This is a genomic window from Stenotrophomonas sp. 86428_Sma, from assembly GCF_056481585.1.
Map to the genome: position 1 here is coordinate 1,010,171 of NZ_CM151156.1, position 17,504 is coordinate 1,027,674.

The 17,504-nt window shown below is 65.7% G+C and carries 17 protein-coding genes and 1 tRNA gene; 9 read left to right on the forward strand and 9 right to left on the reverse strand.

All coding sequences use genetic code 11. The features are described from left to right. Positions 1-194 precede the first annotated feature (194 nt). The 5 genes from mltG to ACZK3J_RS04620 all read left to right on the forward strand — a co-directional run bounded on the left by mltG (position 195) and on the right by ACZK3J_RS04620 (position 3,430). A complete protein-coding gene (gene mltG, locus ACZK3J_RS04600) occupies positions 195-1,256 on the forward strand; it encodes an endolytic transglycosylase MltG (RefSeq protein ID WP_049400647.1) in 1,062 nt (353 codons plus the stop codon). After that, positions 1,253-1,918, forward strand: coding sequence for a dTMP kinase (gene tmk, locus ACZK3J_RS04605; protein ID WP_197655865.1), 666 nt, complete (start codon positions 1,253-1,255; stop codon positions 1,916-1,918). The genes mltG and tmk overlap by 4 nt, the downstream gene beginning before the upstream one ends. Next, a complete protein-coding gene (locus tag ACZK3J_RS04610; RefSeq protein WP_197655864.1) occupies positions 1,915-2,871 on the forward strand; it encodes a DNA polymerase III subunit delta' in 957 nt (318 codons plus the stop codon). The genes tmk and ACZK3J_RS04610 overlap by 4 nt, the downstream gene beginning before the upstream one ends. Continuing rightward, positions 2,868-3,221 carry a PilZ domain-containing protein gene (locus tag ACZK3J_RS04615; RefSeq protein WP_004146965.1) on the forward strand — a complete coding sequence of 118 codons (354 nt, stop codon included), beginning with the start codon at positions 2,868-2,870 and terminating at the stop codon, positions 3,219-3,221. The genes ACZK3J_RS04610 and ACZK3J_RS04615 overlap by 4 nt, the downstream gene beginning before the upstream one ends. Before the next feature lie 134 nt (positions 3,222-3,355). After that, positions 3,356-3,430: transfer RNA gene (locus tag ACZK3J_RS04620), tRNA-Val, on the forward strand. Between the two features lie 105 nt (positions 3,431-3,535). Here the strand turns inward: ACZK3J_RS04620 and ACZK3J_RS04625 are convergent. The 7 genes from ACZK3J_RS04625 to ACZK3J_RS04655 form a co-directional block, all read right to left on the reverse strand. After that, the gene (locus ACZK3J_RS04625; protein ID WP_478476444.1) at positions 3,536-7,252 is read right to left on the reverse strand and encodes a phage tail protein; all 3,717 of its coding nucleotides are present in this window, start codon (positions 7,250-7,252) and stop codon (positions 3,536-3,538) included. A 191-nt stretch (positions 7,253-7,443) separates the two neighbouring features. Continuing rightward, positions 7,444-8,874, reverse strand: a complete 1,431-nt coding sequence (locus ACZK3J_RS04630; protein ID WP_478476445.1) for a phage major capsid protein — start codon at positions 8,872-8,874, stop codon at positions 7,444-7,446. A 736-nt stretch (positions 8,875-9,610) separates the two neighbouring features. Continuing rightward, a complete protein-coding gene (locus ACZK3J_RS04635; protein ID WP_478476446.1) occupies positions 9,611-10,045 on the reverse strand; it encodes a hypothetical protein in 435 nt (144 codons plus the stop codon). A gap of 5 nt (positions 10,046-10,050) precedes the next feature. Then, positions 10,051-10,305, reverse strand: a complete 255-nt coding sequence (locus ACZK3J_RS04640; protein ID WP_478476447.1) for a hypothetical protein — start codon at positions 10,303-10,305, stop codon at positions 10,051-10,053. Continuing rightward, positions 10,302-10,592, reverse strand: coding sequence for a hypothetical protein (locus tag ACZK3J_RS04645; protein ID WP_164221793.1), 291 nt, complete (start codon positions 10,590-10,592; stop codon positions 10,302-10,304). Before ACZK3J_RS04645 ends, ACZK3J_RS04640 begins: the two co-directional genes overlap by 4 nt. Further along, positions 10,589-10,948: a S24 family peptidase gene (locus ACZK3J_RS04650; RefSeq protein ID WP_478476448.1), complete on the reverse strand. Its 360-nt coding sequence runs from the start codon at positions 10,946-10,948 to the stop codon at positions 10,589-10,591. The genes ACZK3J_RS04645 and ACZK3J_RS04650 overlap by 4 nt, the downstream gene beginning before the upstream one ends. Before the next feature lie 73 nt (positions 10,949-11,021). Beyond that, complete coding sequence (locus tag ACZK3J_RS04655; protein ID WP_478476449.1) at positions 11,022-11,234, reverse strand: MerR family transcriptional regulator; 213 nt, start codon at positions 11,232-11,234, stop codon at positions 11,022-11,024. A 103-nt stretch (positions 11,235-11,337) separates the two neighbouring features. Here ACZK3J_RS04655 and ACZK3J_RS04660 point away from each other — a divergent pair, with 103 nt between their 5' ends. Further along, entirely contained in the window at positions 11,338-11,955 is a 618-nt protein-coding gene (locus ACZK3J_RS04660; RefSeq protein WP_478476450.1) for a hypothetical protein, read from the forward strand. 30 nt (positions 11,956-11,985) lie between these two features. Here ACZK3J_RS04660 and ACZK3J_RS04665 read toward each other — a convergent pair whose 3' ends face one another. Further along, positions 11,986-13,164 carry an integrase arm-type DNA-binding domain-containing protein gene (locus ACZK3J_RS04665; protein WP_478476451.1) on the reverse strand — a complete coding sequence of 393 codons (1,179 nt, stop codon included), beginning with the start codon at positions 13,162-13,164 and terminating at the stop codon, positions 11,986-11,988. Positions 13,165-13,415: 251 nt separating this feature from the next. Continuing rightward, a complete protein-coding gene (locus ACZK3J_RS04670; RefSeq protein ID WP_182267339.1) occupies positions 13,416-13,979 on the reverse strand; it encodes a hypothetical protein in 564 nt (187 codons plus the stop codon). Between the two features lie 288 nt (positions 13,980-14,267). Between ACZK3J_RS04670 and ACZK3J_RS04675 the strand changes: the two genes are divergently transcribed. The 3 genes from ACZK3J_RS04675 to ACZK3J_RS04685 all read left to right on the forward strand — a co-directional run bounded on the left by ACZK3J_RS04675 (position 14,268) and on the right by ACZK3J_RS04685 (position 17,503). Beyond that, positions 14,268-14,648, forward strand: a complete 381-nt coding sequence (locus tag ACZK3J_RS04675; protein ID WP_049463481.1) for a tautomerase family protein — start codon at positions 14,268-14,270, stop codon at positions 14,646-14,648. Positions 14,649-14,839: 191 nt separating this feature from the next. Beyond that, the gene (locus ACZK3J_RS04680; RefSeq protein WP_149908928.1) at positions 14,840-15,235 is read left to right on the forward strand and encodes a DUF2946 family protein; all 396 of its coding nucleotides are present in this window, start codon (positions 14,840-14,842) and stop codon (positions 15,233-15,235) included. A gap of 129 nt (positions 15,236-15,364) precedes the next feature. Further along, positions 15,365-17,503: a TonB-dependent receptor gene (locus ACZK3J_RS04685; RefSeq protein WP_478476452.1), complete on the forward strand. Its 2,139-nt coding sequence runs from the start codon at positions 15,365-15,367 to the stop codon at positions 17,501-17,503. The last annotated feature ends 1 nt before the right edge of the window (position 17,504 follow it).

The following is a 17,504-nucleotide window of genomic DNA, read 5'->3' on the forward strand; positions in this document are numbered from 1 at the left end:
CGGCCGCTGGCCGGCAACCTCATGCACCCATGATCCGCGCGATTGCCGGCCAGCGGCCGGCACTACCGGTACCGATGGGTGCCATTGTTCGGGTGGGTGCCGACCGTCGGTCGGCACAGGCGCATGCCCCCGGTCATGACCCCAATCCACCGGCACGGTATCCTGCACGACGGAATCGAGTTCAGAGGTAGTCCATGGCGGGAGCCAAGCGCGGGTGTCTGTTCGTGGTAACGCTGGTGGTGGTGCTGGCCGCCGTCGTGGCCGGCGCGGGCGCATGGTTCTTCTACCAGCAGACCCGGTTCGCCGACGCCCCGATCACCCCGTCCGCCGAGAGCGTGGTCATCGCCAGCGGCGATGGCATGAACAGCGTGCTGCGCAAGCTGCGCGACGCCGGCGTGGACGAGGGCCAGGACGCGCAGTGGCAGCTGCTGGCGCGCCAGCTCGATGCGGCCGGCAAGCTGAAGGTGGGTGAGTACGCGCTCAGCAGCGACCTGACCCCGCGTGATCTGCTGCTGCGCATGCGCGCCGGCAAGGTGCTGCAGCACCGCGTCACGATCATTGAAGGCTGGAACATCCGCCAGTTGCGTGCCGCGCTCAAGCGCGCCGAGCCGCTGCTGCACACCACCGACAACCTCGATGACGCCGCGTTGATGCAGCGCCTCGGCTTCGGTGGCCAGCATCCGGAAGGCCGCTTCCTGCCGGAGACCTACGTCTACCAGCGTGGCGACAGCGATCTGGATGTGCTCAAGCGTGCTCACGCTGCAATGCAGGACGCACTGGATGAAGCCTGGGAAAGCCGTGCGCCGGACCTGCCGATCAACACGCCCTACGAGCTGCTGACGATGGCCTCGATCATCGAGAAGGAAACCGCGCTGGCCAGCGAGCGCCCGCAGATTGCCGGCGTGTTCATGCGCCGCCTGAAGATCGGCATGCGCCTGCAGACCGACCCGACCGTGATCTACGGCATCGGTGCTGCGTATGACGGCAACATCCGCCGCCGCGACCTGACCACCGATACGCCCTACAACACCTACACCCGCGCCGGCCTGACCCCGACCCCGATCGCCATGCCCAGCCGCGATGCGCTGATGGCGGCCGCGCAACCTGCAGCGGGCGACGCGCTGTACTTCGTCGCCGTCGGCGATGGCAGTGGCGCGCACGTGTTCTCGCCCAGCCTGGACCAGCACAACGCCGCAGTGGCCCGCTACCTGCAGCAGCTGCGCCAGCAACGTACCAAGGAGACCCCGGCGCAATGAGTCCCGCGCTGCTTCGCCACCCGCGTTTCGTCAGCCTGGAAGGCGGCGAGGGCGCAGGCAAGACCACCGCCATCAATGCCATCCGTGACTGCCTGCGCAGCCACGGCCACGAGGTGGTGCTGACCCGCGAGCCGGGCGGTACGCCGCTGGCCGAGCGCATCCGTGGCCTGGTGCTGAAACCCGATGCCGAGATCGCCGCCGAGCCGCTCAGCGCCGAAGCCGAGCTGCTGCTGGTGTTCGCTGCACGCGCGCAGCATGTGCGCCAGGTGATCCATCCGGCACTGCAGCGCGGCGCCTATGTGCTGAGTGATCGCTTCACCGATTCCAGCTATGCCTACCAGGGCGGTGGCCGCGGCCTCGATCCGCAGTGGATTGCCGATCTGGAACGACGCGCGGTGGGCCTGCTGCCGGGCCTGACCCTGCTGCTGGACGTGGACGTGGCAGTAGGCCGCGCGCGCGCCAATGGCCGCGACCTGTGGCCAGACCGCATCGAGAGCGAACAGGATGATTTCTTCCAGCGCGTGCGCGAAGTGTTCCGCAGCCGCGCGCAGCAGGACCCGCAGCGCTTCGCGCTGATCGACGCCGGCCAGGTGCAGGCGCGTGTAGCGGCTGATGTGGTCGCGCAGGTCGAGCGCTGGCTGCAGGACGGGGAGGGCGCATGAGCACATTCTCGCCGTGGCAGCAGCGCGCCTTCGATCAGACCGTGGCAGCGCTCGATGCCGACCGCCTTGGTCATGGCCTGCTGATCTGCGGCCCGGCCGGGCTGGGCAAACGCGAGGTGGCACTGGCGCTGGCCGACCACGTGCTGGCGCGCGGCGATGCCGCGCATGCCATGCGCACGCGCCAGCTGATCGCCGCCGGCACCCATCCTGACCTGCAGCTGGTCAGCTTCATTCCGAACAAGAGCGGCGACAAGCTGCGCACCGAGATCGTCATCGAGCAGGTGCGCGAGATCACCGACAAGCTGGCGCTGACCCCGCAGTACGGCGTGGCGCAGGTGGTGATCGTCGACCCGGCCGATGCGATCAACCGCTCGGCGGCCAACGCGCTGCTGAAGACGCTGGAAGAGCCGCAGCCCGGCCGCTACCTGTGGTTGATCAGCAGCGACCCGGCGCGCCTGCCGCAGACCATCCGCAGCCGTTGCCAGCGTCTGGAATTCAAGTTGCCGCCGCAGCACGAAGCGCTGGCCTGGCTGCAGCAGCAGGGCCACAGCGAAGCGGCCGCGCGCGAAGCGCTGGACGCGGCGCGCGGCCACCCCGGCCAGGCCGACAACTGGCTGCGCGAAGATGGCCTGAGCCTGCGCCGCGAAGTGGGCCGCGAGCTGGAACAGCTGGCCGCCGGCAAGACCGGCGCGGTGGAGCTGGCGCAGAAGTGGTGCGGTGATGACAACGCGGCGCTGCGCCTGCGCTTCGCTGCCGACCTGGCGCTGGCCCAGGCCAGCACCGATGCCTTGACCACGCCGGAGCGATTGCACAAGCTTGCAGCCTGGTTCGATGCGGCCAACCGCACCCGCGACCTGCTGCGCACCACGGTGCGTGCAGACCTTGCCGTCGTCGAGTTGCTGCTGGCCTGGAACAAGGTGAACGAGCGGCCTGCCGCAAGGGGAAATCGATGAGTGCCAGCAACGCCCGCCAGGGCATCCTGTCCCTGGCCGTGAAGGACAAAGCCGCGCTGTACAGCGCGTATATGCCATTCGTGAAGAACGGCGGCATCTTCGTGCCCACGCCCAAGCGCTACTTCCTGGGCGACGAGGTGTTCCTGCTGCTGACCCTGCCCGATTCCAGCGAGCGCCTGCCGGTGGCCGGCAAGGTGATCTGGGTGACCCCGGCCGGCGCGCAGGGTAACCGCACCGCCGGCATCGGCGTGCAGCTGGCCGACGGTGCCGAAGGCGAGGGCGTGCGCCACAAGATCGAGACCCTGCTGGCCGGCCTGACCAGTTCGGACAAGCCGACGCATACGATGTAACGGCGCGCGGATTGCCGCCCTCGATAGCGCCGGGCATGCTCGGTTGCATGCCCCGAAACGCCTGTGAACACGAATGTGAAAAACTGTTGACGGCCTCTGAAAAGCCCCTATAATGAGCGGCTCAGCAACACACCGGGCGGTTAGCTCAGCGGTAGAGCATTGCCTTCACACGGCAAGGGTCACAGGTTCGATCCCTGTACCGCCCACCAAATAAAACCCTGATTTTTCAGGTGTTATGAAGAAGCCGGCCTTGAGCCGGCTTTTTCGTAACTGCACGGTAACAGCAGGTTTTAAATCACCCTCTTTCCGGTGATTTACCGATTGAGCGATGCCCGCAGTGCGCTGCTGCCGGATGCCCGCACGCCCTGCGTCGTGACGGCCTCCAGCCGGTCCAACCGATCCACCACCTGCGCGAGCAGAGCATTGCTCTGCTGCACCGCCGCCGTGGTCGCGGCCTGGCCATCCTTGTCCACTACCAGGTCGAACACAGCGCGCGCGAAGTTGTCCGGCAGCGCCTCGATGGTGTCGGCCAGCTCGCCCATGCCGACGCCACCCTTGTCCAGGTCGCCCACCTTCATCCCGTCAATCAGGCCCGTCACCTGGCCGTAGAGGCTGTTGTAATCCTGCCCGCTGGCGTAGAGGTTGCGTCCGAAGCCCAGCGCCGCCTGTGCGGCCGCCTGCGCCGCGCTGCTGTCGCCACCCGATACGGCCCGCTCCAGCTCCCGCATGGTCTGCTGTAGCTTCTCCTGGTCGGTCAGCGGCGACAGGTCGCTCACGGATAGCCCGTAGCTAATGGCTTTCTTGTCCTTGTCGATCTGCGCCTGCAGCTTGCCCATGTTGGTGGCGCGCAGTGCCTCGATCTTGGCCAGGTCCTCAGCGCGCGCGCCGGACAGGCCCAGCGCCTTGGCGTAGTCGTTGGCGGACTTCACCTGTTGGCGGTAGGTGCGCTCGATGCTCAGTGCCTGCTGCTGGTAGGCGGTCAGGTCGCCCGTGAGCAGCTGCGTGGACACGTCGGCCATCAGGGTCGAGTAGTTGCCCAACAGGCCCGACACCTTGCTGATCTGCGTGGCCAGGTCCGTACCGGCGACGCCCGCAAGGTCTTGGAAGTAGTCCACGGCCTTGTTCACCTTGTCGATCTCCAGACCGTTGAGTGCCCGGCCCAGCTCGTCGGCATTGCCCACCGCCAGTTCGATAGATGCTCCCAGCGCCGCGAACACGTCCGCCGAGTCGAAGTAGCCATCCAACTGCCCACCGAATCCCGCCGCCTTGACGGCCTCCGTGTAGAGCCGGTCCTGCATGCCGGCCAGGTAGGACTCCAGCTGCTGCTGCGCCTCCGCCGAATCCGCCGACAGCGACAGCTTGCCCAGGCTCACCTTGACCCCGGCCAGCTGCTGGGACATGTCCACGCCCAATTGCTTGGCCAGGTCCGTGGCAGCGCCGCGAATCTGCCGGGCCGCCATGTCGAACGTGCGATCGATACCGGGGTCGAGTGCCCCGTATTGGGTCCACTTCTTGTCGGAGCGGAACCAGCCGCCCTTTTGCTTCACGTCGGCGTAGCTTTGCCCGTCCAGTCCACCGAACCCGTAATCACCCGTGATGCCCTGACCAGTGATCTTGGGCGCACTGCGCCCGAACGCCTTGCCCAGCAGCGAGCTGCCCGAGAAGATCGCCGCCGTCTTGCGGTTCATGCCCAGCGCGCGCCCGATCACGTCCAGCGACATGCTGTCGAGCATGACCGGCGTCAACAGGCCACCGGAGGCGAAGTGGCCACGCTTGAGCAGGTCGAACTTGTCCTGGTTCTCCAGCCCGAAGCCTTCCTTGTAGGCGCTGCCGGCCATCTGCATACCCATCGCGATCAGGGCAGCGTAGGGGGCGAACGCCGCCACGGCGCCAAGCGCACCGGTGGCGGCTCCTGCGGCACCGGCCCCACTGGCAGCGGCCGTGCCACCTCCCGTCAGTGCAGCCACGTTGTTGCCGAAGCCCATCATGGTGTTCGGGCCGAAGCCACCCGCCGCGGCTGCGGCGCCGGGGGTGAACCCGATAGCGCTCTGGCCCTTCGATAGCAGGCTGGCGATGTTGCCGGCGTTCTGGCCGCCTGCGGCAGTGCCGTTGCCGGCGAAGATCCCCAGGATGCTGTTGAGGCTCAACCCGTTGCCGCTGCCGAGCCCATTGATGCCGTCCATGATGCGGGTCTGAATCGGGATCACCAGCCTCTGCTCCAGCAGCTGGCGTGAAATGTCGCGCAACCCCTGCTTGGCAATGTCCTTCATGTCGTCCCACATGCCCGACCAATCGCGCAGGCCGCCCGCGACGAAGTTGGCCATAGCGTCGGCCGTGTCGCTGACCAGGTAAGTGCCCACATCGGCCCACTGCTGCAGGCTGGCGGCATACTTGTCCGCGTCGATGCTGGCCTGAGCCGCAGCGCGCGCCTGCGCCATGAGCGAGGCACTGAGGTCGGCGGTGATGCCCGCGCCGGCCGCGTTCGCCTCGTTGATGGCCTCCTGCATGTCCCGCTGGTTTTGCATCTCACGCCGTGCGCGCTCCCGCGCTGGCCCAATGAGGCGCATCATGTCCAGCTCGCCGCTCATGGTATCCAGCAGCGCCTGCGGCGCCCGCTTGCGCTTGTCCAGCTCGGCGGTGGTGGCCGCAACCTGAGCCGCTGATTCCTTCTCCAGCATGTTGAAGGCAGCGCGCGTGATGTTGCCGGCGGCCAGCTCCTTGTTCAGTTCGGCCAGGCGCTGCTTGTGCTTCTGCTCGGCTTCGGCCAGCGGGCCGGCCATCGTGGCAGCAGCCATGTCCGCCTCTGCGGTGTAACGGCGCAGCAGCTCGGCCTGGCGGTCATACGCCGCGTTCCCGGTCTTCGCTGCGCTGCCCTTACTCGTTGGCTTGCGTGGCTCGTAGGCGTCCGGCGTGGCCGGCAACAACGCCCATTCGGGCATGCGCTCCGACCCCTCCAGCACTGTGACGCTCGGCCGCCTGGCAGTCTTGGGCTGCATCGCCTTCCAGCCGTTGTCGGCATAGGCAGTGCCTTGTGCGTACTCGTTCTTGAAGCCCTCCCAGCCGCCACCACCAAACGCGTATTGACCGGTCGCCAGCTTGAACGCGGCGTGGCCTTGCTTCTCCACACCCACCAGGCCGCCCCGGACGCGGTCGAAGAAGTCCACGACGGCGCCGCCGTCTCGCACCGCGTCAGTGACGCCCCGGATGGCACCGGAGAGAGCGTCGGCCGCTTCCTTCGCGAAGTTGCCGTTGACTGCCACCGCGTCGAGCTGGTCGGTGAAGTCCTGCAGGGCAGGCATGATGCCCGATACCACCTGCACTTTCATGCCTTGCAGGGACAGCTCCGCCCGGTTGGTCACATCACGCATGCCCAGCATTGCCTGCGTCAGCTGCACGTCGATGATGCTGCCTGCGGCCTCCGCCGCGTTGCCCATGCGGTTGAACTCGGCGCTGTTGTTGCGCAGCAGCGGGATCAGCATCGCCGAATCGCTGGCGATGGCCTCCATGTAGCTGGTCAGCTCCGACTGCGACAGGTTCGCCTTCTCCAGGCTTTTGAAGTACAGGCCCAGGGCGTCGGGGCCAGACAGCTTGCGGAAGCTCTCGACGGTGAGGCCGCTGCCCTTGGCGATGTTGTCGAAGAAGTCTTTCATCTCGCCGCCGCCCGTTTGGGCGTAGTCGCCGATCTTCTCCTGCACGTCCTTGAAGATATCGGCCAGCTTCTCTTGGCTGATACCTACCGTGCGGGCGCCTGCGGCCATGCGCTGGAAGTCCTGCGACGTGGTGCCGGAAAGCTTGCCGAGCCGGTCGTACTCCACTGCCAGCTGCCCAACCTGCTTGGTCCAGGTGAACACGGCCGTGCCAACAGCAGCGGCAGCGGTGCCCAGCGCCGCACCCGCCACGGTAGCGACGCGAGTCATGGAGGCGTGGATCTGCGTGGCTTTCTGGCTGGCCAGCCGCTCGGCCTTGGTCATGCCCGTTTCAAACGAACCCGTCTTCATCAGCAGGTCGACGGTGAGGGTATAGAGGCTCATGGGTGTCCCGGCCTGAAATTTGAATTCTGTGGAAGCGCGAAGAAAAGGGGGCGCGCGTGTCGAGGGGGGAGGCCCTTCAAGTTTCGACCTCCCCCCTCCCGTTGCCTGGTCACGACGCTGAGGACGCTGCCCGCGCTGGCGCCGCCCAGGCTGCCGGTGTTGTCAGGGGCACCGCCGGCTGGCCCCTCCCTTTACTCCGTGTCCGTCACGCCTTCGATGACGGTGAACGCCTTGGGGTAGGCCGATGCCACGTCCAGACGGGTGTGGCAGATGAAACCAACCTCGCCAGTCTCGGCATACAGCTCCTTCAGCAGCTGGATCGACACGGACTCGCGCATGTAGATGGTGAACATCTGGAAACCGCCCACGTAGATGGCGGCCGCGTTGGTGGCCGTGCCCACATCCTCGTTGGTCGGGATCTGGCTGGTGGTGAGGAACTTCCAGTTGCTCAGGGCTTCCGGCCGGCGCAGCGGCTGGCCAGTGGTGTCCACCAGCAGGCTCATGGTTTCGTCTTCGCGCGGCGACAGAATGGCCACGTCCGGCACCGGGGCGTTGGCCTCGGTGATGAGGCGACGGGCGCGGATGAACTGGCGCCAGTCGGTGATCGGCGCCCCGTTGGTGCCCATCGGCAACTTGTTGATACCCGGGATGTTGCGCAGGCCGCGAATCTCCGGCTCGGTGCCGCTGCCCATCAGGGACGCGCGGTCGATCTCCTTGGCGAACGCTTGGGCAATGGCCGTGCGGAGCGCAGCGTCCAGGCCGCCCAGCGAGTCGGCCAGCAGCTCGCGAGAGATCTTGAAGCGGAACGCCAGGCTGCGCGGGGTGACCTTGACCGCGCGGAACGCCGGCTCGCTCTCAGCCACCTGGCCGTGTTCCTGGCGCCAGGCTGGGGTGGGGATGGTGTCCACTGCTGCGATGCTGAAGGAGCTGGCCGAGGTATCCAGCACGGCCACGTTGGCGCCTGCGCTGAGAACGGACGAGGCGGGCACCAGGGCGTTGAGGATGCCCGGCATCAGCACGGTCGGCACGGTGTAGCCGCCTGCGGTGTTCGTGCCCTCGCTGAGCGCAGCGCGCACGCCGTCGCTGGTGCGCATGTTGGCGACGCCCCGGATGAAGTCCGACAGGCTCACCTGGTCATCGCCATTGTTGAAGCCGCCGCCGTCCGGGCGCATCGCATTCAGGCGCCGCGCGATGGTTGCCTGGTTCTGCAGGTCGGATGCGGTGAGCAGCGTGCCGATCTGGCGACCGTCGGTGTCCCGCAGGCGCTCGCCCTCGCTCATGGTTCCCATGGCATTGGCCGCGGTCAGGTCCATTTGCTCCTGGTGATCCATGCCGGCGCTGATCAGGCTGATTGCGTTGTTGACGTACTCCAGCGCATCCATCACGCCATCGGTGAGGTTTTCGTCCTTTTCCTTGGCGTGAGCCATCAATGCGTTGGAGGCGCGGCGCAGGCTGTTGCGATAGGCCAGTGCTTCAGCGCGCGGCAGCTGGTCCAGCGGCTTGTCGGTGGTCGGCTCTTCGATGGTGACACCGAGTTTGCCGAGTTCCGCGCGGGCCGAAAATGCGGCCTTGCGGTTGGTGTGGCGGTCGCGCATCTGCTGGAAATCGTTGTGGTGAGGCATTGGGTGGTCCCTATGTGGGGTCCAGAAACGCACAAGCGCGCCCGGACCATGGTGAAGTGGTCTCAGAGCGCGCTTTGGCGTTGCCTCTGCCGCAGTGTCGGCCCAGTGTCAGGTTTGCCCGTGGGGCAGTCTGTCTTGGACGCGCTCAGTTTATCGTTGTTGTTGCTTGGCGATGCCTGTTTCGTTACGCGGGCTTCAGCGCGCGCCGAATTCGATGTGCCTTCTGTCTGCACGCATCGGTGCAGTAGCGCCGTGGTCGGCCGGTCGCCTGGTCGCGGAGCGGTCCACCACAGACCTCGCACCGAAATTCAAATTCTGCGGAAGCGCGAAGAAATGGGGGCGCGCGTGTCGGGCTGGCAGACGCTTCAAGTTTCGACCTCCCCCTACTGCTGTCTGGCATCGGCCGCTCTCCTGGTGGTGAACGTCGTGCACTGGTGAACGTGGTGCATCGGGTGCAGCGGGCGCATGGGGTGCGCCCCGTGCAGTTCGCGCCGTTCGGGCCTGAGGCCCTGAAAAGACGTGCAGCAAGAGCCGTGAGCAACAGCACCAAGCGTCCGCTGCGCTCCCGCTTGGTAGATATGTAGATAGGGGTACACATAGCGACCCCGGAACAGGCCAAAACAGCCTTGACTGGTACACATAGCGAACCCGGAGGTCTGTAGGTGTACCGACACCTCTTCGAGTCGGTACACATAGCGACCTCGTAGGTACGCATAGCGAACCCGATTCTCAATTTCTACGCACTGCTGCTGCTCGCTGTCGGTACACATAGCGACCCCTCTTTTCGTTTTGCTCGCCAAAGGTGTGGCGGCGTCGTGGTTGGCGGCTCCAGGTGCTTGTCTGACTCATCGATGGCGTAGTAGGTGAGCGCGTACAGGCTGCATACGTTGTTGGTGCCCTTCCGGGTCTCGATGATCCAGCCGGACTCCAGTAGCTCTCGCTTGGCCGCGACCACCGTTGATTTGCTGTTCCAGCCACGCTCCTTGAGCATCGACCAGGGGATGCTCAGATCCCCGTTCCTGCCGGGCCTGTACTGGCGTGCAAGCTCGATGAGGAGCTTGCACGCCCAGGCGCTTAGGCTTCCGAACTCTGGCGAGTCGGATATGTCATGGAGGATCGAGAGGAAGGGTGGCCCCTTCCCTCGGCCAGTGAACTTTGCCCGCTTGGACATGCGTGTCACACGTTCTCTTCCAGCTCGTGGCCGTCGCGCTCCTTGGAAAGATCGCGAGCAAATCCGATCAGCATCTGCACCACTTCCAGCGCGCGCTCATCCGCACAATCTGGCCCCGCGTGGTGGATGCAGTTGATGACCGCTGACGCATAGCCGAGCAGGGCATCGATTTGAAATCCGAACCCTTGCTCTCGCAGATGTGCTGGGAGCAGGAGATCTCGCTCCACCTGAGCCTTCGCGGTGATCCGGGTCACGTTCATCGCATGCGCTCCCGTGCGGCCACCACCCGAGCGGCACTCTGCAGCAGCTGACCGACACTGCGGCCCCAATCGGCGCCGGCGCGATCGGCGCGGCGCTGGATCCACTCGTGCACGCGCGCGTCGGTCGGGTTGCCCCGGTGCTGCAGGGCGCAGTCACCGCACAGCACGTAGGGCAGGGAGGCCCAGCCGAACTCCCGCTCCACGCGATGGAACGTGCCAAACACCGGCAGCAGCGGCTTGCCGCAGCAGTCGCAGGCAATAGGGATCACTTCGAATCGGCGGCTCATCCGACCCTCCGCAGCTTGTTGGCGTAGGTGACAAGCCCAAGCACCCGAAGCGCAGCGCGCGGCATCAGGTGGCCTTCGTAGATGCCCGACAGCGCGTAGACGTACAGGCCACCCGGGCGGTGCTGCACGAAGCGAATCAGCGCCTCGCCGTCGATCTCCACGGCGTACATGGCGTCATAACGGTATTCCGTCACTTCCAGGTCGATCACCAGCACGTCGCCAGGAAGGTAGCTCGGGGTGTTCTGGCTGTCGGTCAGCGTGACGGTGGCCCAGCGCGCGGTGTCGGAAAAGTCTGAATGCGCGTCGGGGGTTTGCCCGATTGCGGGCGGGAATGGTTGGTGTACGATGGGCGTCATGGTCTCGTTCCTGGTGAGGGTTCGATGGCTTCTGCGGCTCAGCTGGGTGCGAACCAGCTGGGCCGTTTCTATTTCAGGCGGGTACTGCATCGGGCTTGCCCTCAAGGGATGCTTTCTCCATAGCCTGCTGGCACTCGACCAGGGCCGCATGGCTACAAAGGCGGCGGCGCCCGTCCTTGTAGCTGCGCAGCACTCCGGCCTTCACCAACTCGAATCCACGGGTACGGGTTACTCCGATCAGGTCGAATGCCTCTTCGATCGGGTAAGCCAATTTGGTGCGATGCATGTTCACGGGCTCCTGTTGTTTATCGCGAATTGCGCGACTCGCGTAATTCGGATTCAGTGGAACACGGTTGCATGTGAATTGCAAGAGTCACTAAAATCGAAAAATGAACCCGCCCAAGACGCCGGCCAAGCGCGGCCGTAAGCCCAAACATCCGTCTGAAAAGCCTGCACAGCTCACGATCCGGCTGGATCCACGAACGCTGTTCGGGCTGGATGTAGTTGCCCGGGATCGGCGCACGTCACTCAGCCAGGCTGCTGAACACCTGATCGAGCAGCAGTTGAGGGACTACCAGGTGGATGGAGTGGCCGCGTCTAAGCTGGTCAGCGGGGTCGCCGCGGTAATGACCGAAAGCTTTCAGGCTGGAAACCCGCTAGCGCTCCAGGTGGCGGACGCCGGGGCGGAGCAAATGGCGACACAGCTGCTCTCATCTGCTGCCGGACGTGCGTTCTTCATGCCCGAGTCCCTGCAATCCCCATCGGAGCGCTATTTCCGTGAGGTTTACAGGGTTCTCCTCCAGCGCGCGCGCGATGCCGTGGCTAACGGCGAAGACGTTGGCCCCGTGACACCGGTCATGGTGGTGATGAACTCGCTGGGTAATCCTGAGCTGCTCGAGTACTTCAGCGGGAAAGCGGCCGAAGCCGAACAGGCCGGCCTATCTGTGGCCGAGGCGGCGGAGCAACTACACCAAGAACTGGTTGCTGATATTGCGGCAAACCCCTGATTTCAGAGCAAAGCTCAAAATTGAGTTTTGCTACAGGAATTGCACCTGCGCCAGCTTGTCGCGTGCTGCACCCTGCACCAGGTGGCCGTAGTGCTTCTCGATCATCGCCAGCGACGTGCCGGCGAGCTTCGCTACGGTCAGCAGGTCCATGCCGCCCACGATGGCGTCGGTGATCCAGCAATGGCGCAGCGTGTAGAGCGTCACGCCGGCAGGCAGTCCAGCGCGCGCTGACGCATCCCGAACAAGCTCGCTCCAGTCGCTGGGCGTCCACACCTTCTTCCCGTCCTGGGTGAACAGGTGCGCCTTGGGTAGCTTCCCTTTGGCCAGGCGGTCGAACAGCGCAGTGGCAGCGGGGGAGAGCGGTATCTTGCGGTCGTGATCCTTGCTGCGGAACCTCACGCTGGCGGTGCGGCCGTCATAGTCCGAGCGCAGGCACAGCGACGGGTCGCCCGGCCTGCAGCCCGTCAGCGCCACACACTCGATCAGGTCGCGCACCGGCCCCTCAGCTGCCTCCAACAGCGCGCGGCGCTGCTCTCGCTCCAGGTACAGCCCCCGGCGCTGCCCGGCATCCTTGAGCGGCTTCACGGCGTTCCACTCGAACGCAAGATCAGGGGATACCTTGCGGCGGGCCACGGCGTGGTTCAGGGCGGCCACCAGCGTCGTGCGGATGCGGTTGATGCTGGAGCGTGCCAAGGGCTTCGCCACCGGTGGCCGGCCGCGCTTCACGGGCAGCGGCGGGAGGTCGCCTTTCTCCACGCGATCGCGCCAGGCTTCGATGTGATCCTGGTGGAGATCCTTGAGGCGCACCTTGCCCAGCTTGTCGCCGTAGAGGCAGCGCTCAAACCGGCGCTTGGCGTCATCCGATGCGGTCTTGCGTCCGTCCTTCTCCAGGGCGGTCACGTAGTCGCGGCAGGCATCGGCCACGGTGAGTTCGCTCTTGGGGGCGATGACCGCCAGCGGTGCGCCGTGCTGGTCCGTCTCGGCAAGCACAGCACGCGCGCGGGTGCGGGCGGCCTCCACAGTAACGGCAGGCCACTTGCCCAGCGCGCGGGTGCTGGTCCGGCTCCATTGGACGTTCCAGCTCTTCACCCCCGATGGCTGTACCCGAACGTGTAGCTGCGGAACCATGGTGTCCCACAGACGGTAGGGCGCATCCTCGGGCTTGGCTGATTCGACAACGCTGGGACTGAGGCGCTTGGATTGCTTCATGGGCTCGTAACTGCACGGTAACAGCAAAACCCAGTGTGCGGCCAAATCCAGCGGGACGCAATGACACGGTAAATCAAGGGATTTCAGGCGGATGCGTTGCGCCACAAGGGCCGTTGCCATCCTTCACACGGCAAGGGTCACAGGTTCGATCCCTGTACCGCCCACCATGTTGCAGAACGAAAGAAGCCTCCAGCAATGGGGGCTTTTTTGTTGCCTGTGATTCCGTAGTGCCCGCCGAAGCGATCACCGTTTCAGCCGAGGTCCTCCAGCAGCTCGCGCGCGATCATCGCGGTTGCATCCAGCAGGTCGTGACCGCTGCCGGCCCGCACCACCACCGCCAGCAGGCTACGGCCCACATCGGCATTGCCGCCGCTCAGTTCCATCTCGCCTTCAAAGCACAGATCGGCCAACCATTCATGGGCCTGCTGCAGTCCGCGCTTGCGGACGCGGCGGAATTCCGCGAGCAGCTTCGCCTGGCCGGCCTCCTGCTCACCATCGGCAAGCAGGCCGATGGCACCGCCGTGCGCCGCGCGCCAGATGGCCGGTAGCGGGCGACCGTTCGCGTCCACCACGTCCACCGAGAACTGCGCGCAGTACATTTCGTAGCGCTTGCCCGCTGTGCTGCAGGGCACGATGCCGGCCTCGGCCAGCAGGCGTTCGGCTTCATCCAGTTTGCTGAACTTCAAGCGCAGCAGTGCAGGGCGGCTCAGGTGTTGTGCCAGCGCCTGCTGGTTGGCGGTGAACCAGACGTTCCAGCCCACGCTTGCGCGGCCTTCCAGTGCGGCCTTGAAGTACTCCAGGTGTTCGGCGTCCATTGCGGCCTCCTGCGCTCCCTGCTCGATTGTAGCGGGCGCATATCCGGGCCGGTCAGGCGACGTCGCCGGAGAGGCAATGATGTGCCTCGCGTACCAGCTGTCGCGCGGCCACGATCAGCCCGTCGGTGTGGAAGGCGCCCAACTGTTCGTCCGGGTCGCCTTCGTTACGCACGTGGGCGGGCCCGTGCCACGAATGGAAGCAGAGGGTTCCATTCCTGCGCTGTCCCACCGCCCCGGGCAGGCGTAGTCTCAGCCCGTTGCCGTGCCCATCCACTCTGGAGTGCCACCATGCCGCTCGCCCGTATCGATCTTCGCAAAGGTAAATCCGCCGACTACCTGCAACGCGTCGGCGAAACCATCTACCAGGCCATGCGCGCGGTGGGCGTGCCGGAGAACGATCGCTTCCAGATCTTCCAGCAACACGAGCCGGGCACGTTGATCTACGACCCCGGTTACCTGGGCGTGGACCGCACCGACGATTTCATCTGCATCCAGATCACCTGGAACGAGGGACGCACGCTGGAGCAGAAAAAAGCGTTGTACCTGGGCATTGCCGATGGCCTGCATGCGGCGGTGGGTATCCGCCGAGAGGATGTGTTCATCAACCTGGTGGAAGTGAAGCGGGAAAATTGGTCGTTCGGTAATGGTGTGGCCCAGTACGTGAGTTGATGCGCGAAAAGCATCCACGCATGGCGTGGATCTACTGAATGGAGGGCGTGCGCGGGGGAGGGCAGCCCTGCGTCACCGTGTCGCAGGGGGCAAACCCTGAACCTGGTCCAAGGTTGGTCAGGGCCCCGTAGAATGGCGGCGTGCGCCGTTCTGCTCTCCACCGCCGGTTCCAGGCCCTGGCATGGCTTGCCATGCTGCTGGTGCTGCTCGCCCCGCTGGTGAGCCGCTGGCTGGCGCACGGTCACGTGGCTGCTGCAGCACCGGTGGCCGCCATGGACCACGCGATGCACGCAGAGCATGCGCAGCACGCGATGGAAGGCCATCATGACCACCACGCGATGGCGATGCCGCACGGCGAGGCCGCAAAGAAGCCACCTGCCGATCCACACGCCGATCATGAGATGGGTGTGGACTGCGATTACTGCCTGATCGCTGCACGGCTGATCACCCTGCTGGTGGCGGCAGTGCTGCTGTTGGCGCCGATGGCACCGGTGTGCCGCGCACTGCGCGGTGCGGTGCAGACGTTGCCGCAACGGATCAGCGGCACATTGGGAGCGCGTGGGCCGCCAGCCATGATGGCCGCCTGAGCCGCACGCGCGTTGCATTGAGCATTTTTCCATGAGGTTGCCGGCCACGGCCGGTGCCCGCACGCGCGTGTTTGTCCCTTTCTGATTGCTGCCCTGCCATTGCGGGGTGGCCTTGCATGCCGTGAACAAATGAAAACGAACCCCAACTCCGCGCACCTGCGCCGGGCGACGCTGCCTGTCCTGTGCGCGTTGCTCATGCACGCCGCGCCCCTGCTTGCCGCCGATGCGGCACCACCGACCACGCTGGATACCGTGCGGGTGGTCGATACCCGCAGCGGTGAGCTGTCGTCCACCGCCAACGCCGGTTCCGCGCTGGGCCTGAGCGTGCTGCAGACACCGGCCAGCCTGACGGTGATTTCGCGCGAACAACTGGAGCAGCGTGGCGACAGCAACCTCAACGATGCGATCAGCCGGGCAGGTGCGATCAGTGCGATGCCGCACCCCGGCAACGGCCTGAGTGCGCTGTCCAGCCGCGGCTTCACCGATGGCGCTTCGGTGATGCGCCTGTACGACGGGCTGCGCCAGTACGGTGGCGTGGGTATCACCTTCCCGTTCGATACCTGGTCGATCGAGCGCATCGAAGTGCTGCGCGGCCCGGCCTCGGTCATCCATGGCGACGGTGCGATCGGCGGCGTGATCAACATCGTGCCGAAGAAGCCCACGCGTGGTGCGATCGAGAACGAGATCAGCGTAACCGTGGGCAGCGAGGACACCGCGCGCCTGGGCTTCGGCAGCGGCGGTGCGCTGACCCCGGACCTGGCCTACCGGCTGGACGTGAGTGGCAACTACAGCGGTGGCTGGGTCGATCGTGGGCGCAACAGTGACGCCACATTCTCCGGTGCGTTGCTGTGGCAGCCGCGCGCGGACCTGAAGCTGACCCTCACCCATGCGCAGGGCTACCAGCAACCGATGCGTTACTTCGGCACGCCGCTGATCGAGGGCCGCCAGCTGGAGGCGCTGCGCCACCGCAACTACAACGTGGAAGACAGCCAGATCCGCTATCGCGACCGCTGGACCCAGCTCGATGCGCTGTGGACGCCGAACGCGAACGTGGAATGGCGCACGCGCCTCTACCAGATCGACAGCCAGCGCGATTGGCGCAATGCCGAAGCCTATGTCTACAACCGCGCCACCGGCTTGATCGATCGCTCGGGAAACACCGAGATCACCCACAACCAGGACCAGACCGGGCTGACCTCGACGCTGCGTGTGCAGGGAACCGCGGGTGGCCTGCAGAACAGCTTCGCGGTGGGCCTGGACGCCAACCGCGCGCACTTCAAGCACACGAACAACACCTCTGCTGGCAGTTCGGGCCCGGTCGATCCGTTCGAACCGGTGCCGGGCCAGTTCGTCAGCGACGCGCCGAACCTGCCGCGCTACCGCAATCGTGCCGAGCAGTACGCGCTGTTCGCGGAAGACCGGTTGGCGCTGAGCGAGCGCTGGTCGGTGCTGGGTGGGCTGCGCCACGACCGCGCGCGCATCGACCGTACCGATCTGATCAGCGGCCAGAATGCGTTCTCGAAGACCTACAGCAGCACCGGCTGGCGTGCAGGCACGGTATTCGCGCTGCAGCCGACGCTGAGCCTGTATGCGCAGTACTCGCAGGCGGCGGACCCGGTCAGTGGCCTGCTGATGATCAGCCCGGCCAACGGTGCCTTCGACCTGGCCAAGGGGCGGCAGATCGAGGTGGGCCTGAAGCAGGCCTTCGATGGCGGCGAGTGGACGCTGGCGGCGTATCGCATCCGCAAGACCGGGCTGCTCAGCCGCGATCCGCTGGTGCCGGACCGCCACGTGCAGGTGGGCGCGCAGACCTCACGTGGTATCGAGGCGTCGTTGAACTGGAACGTCGCGCCGCACTGGACGTTGGATGCCAACGCCACGGTGCTGAAGGCCGAGTTCGAGGACTTCCTGGAGACCACCGGTTCGCCGCCGCTGCTGGTGTCGCGCGATGGCAACGTGCCGCCGAACGTGGCCGAACGCCTGGCCGATGTGTGGTTGAGCTGGCAGTTCGCACCGGACTGGAGCGCGGCGGGTGGCGTTCGCTATGTCGGCAAGCGCTACGCAGACAATGCCAACACGCTGGAGTTGCCCAGCTACAGCACCACTGATCTGGCGCTGACCTGGCAGGCAGCACCGCGCACGCGATTGTCAGCGCGCCTGTTCAACGTATTCGACAAGGCGTACTACGCCACCGCGTACTACACCAGCACGCAGTGGCTGCTGGGCGCGGATCGTCGCGTCGAGTTCACCGTCGACCATCGCTTCTGAG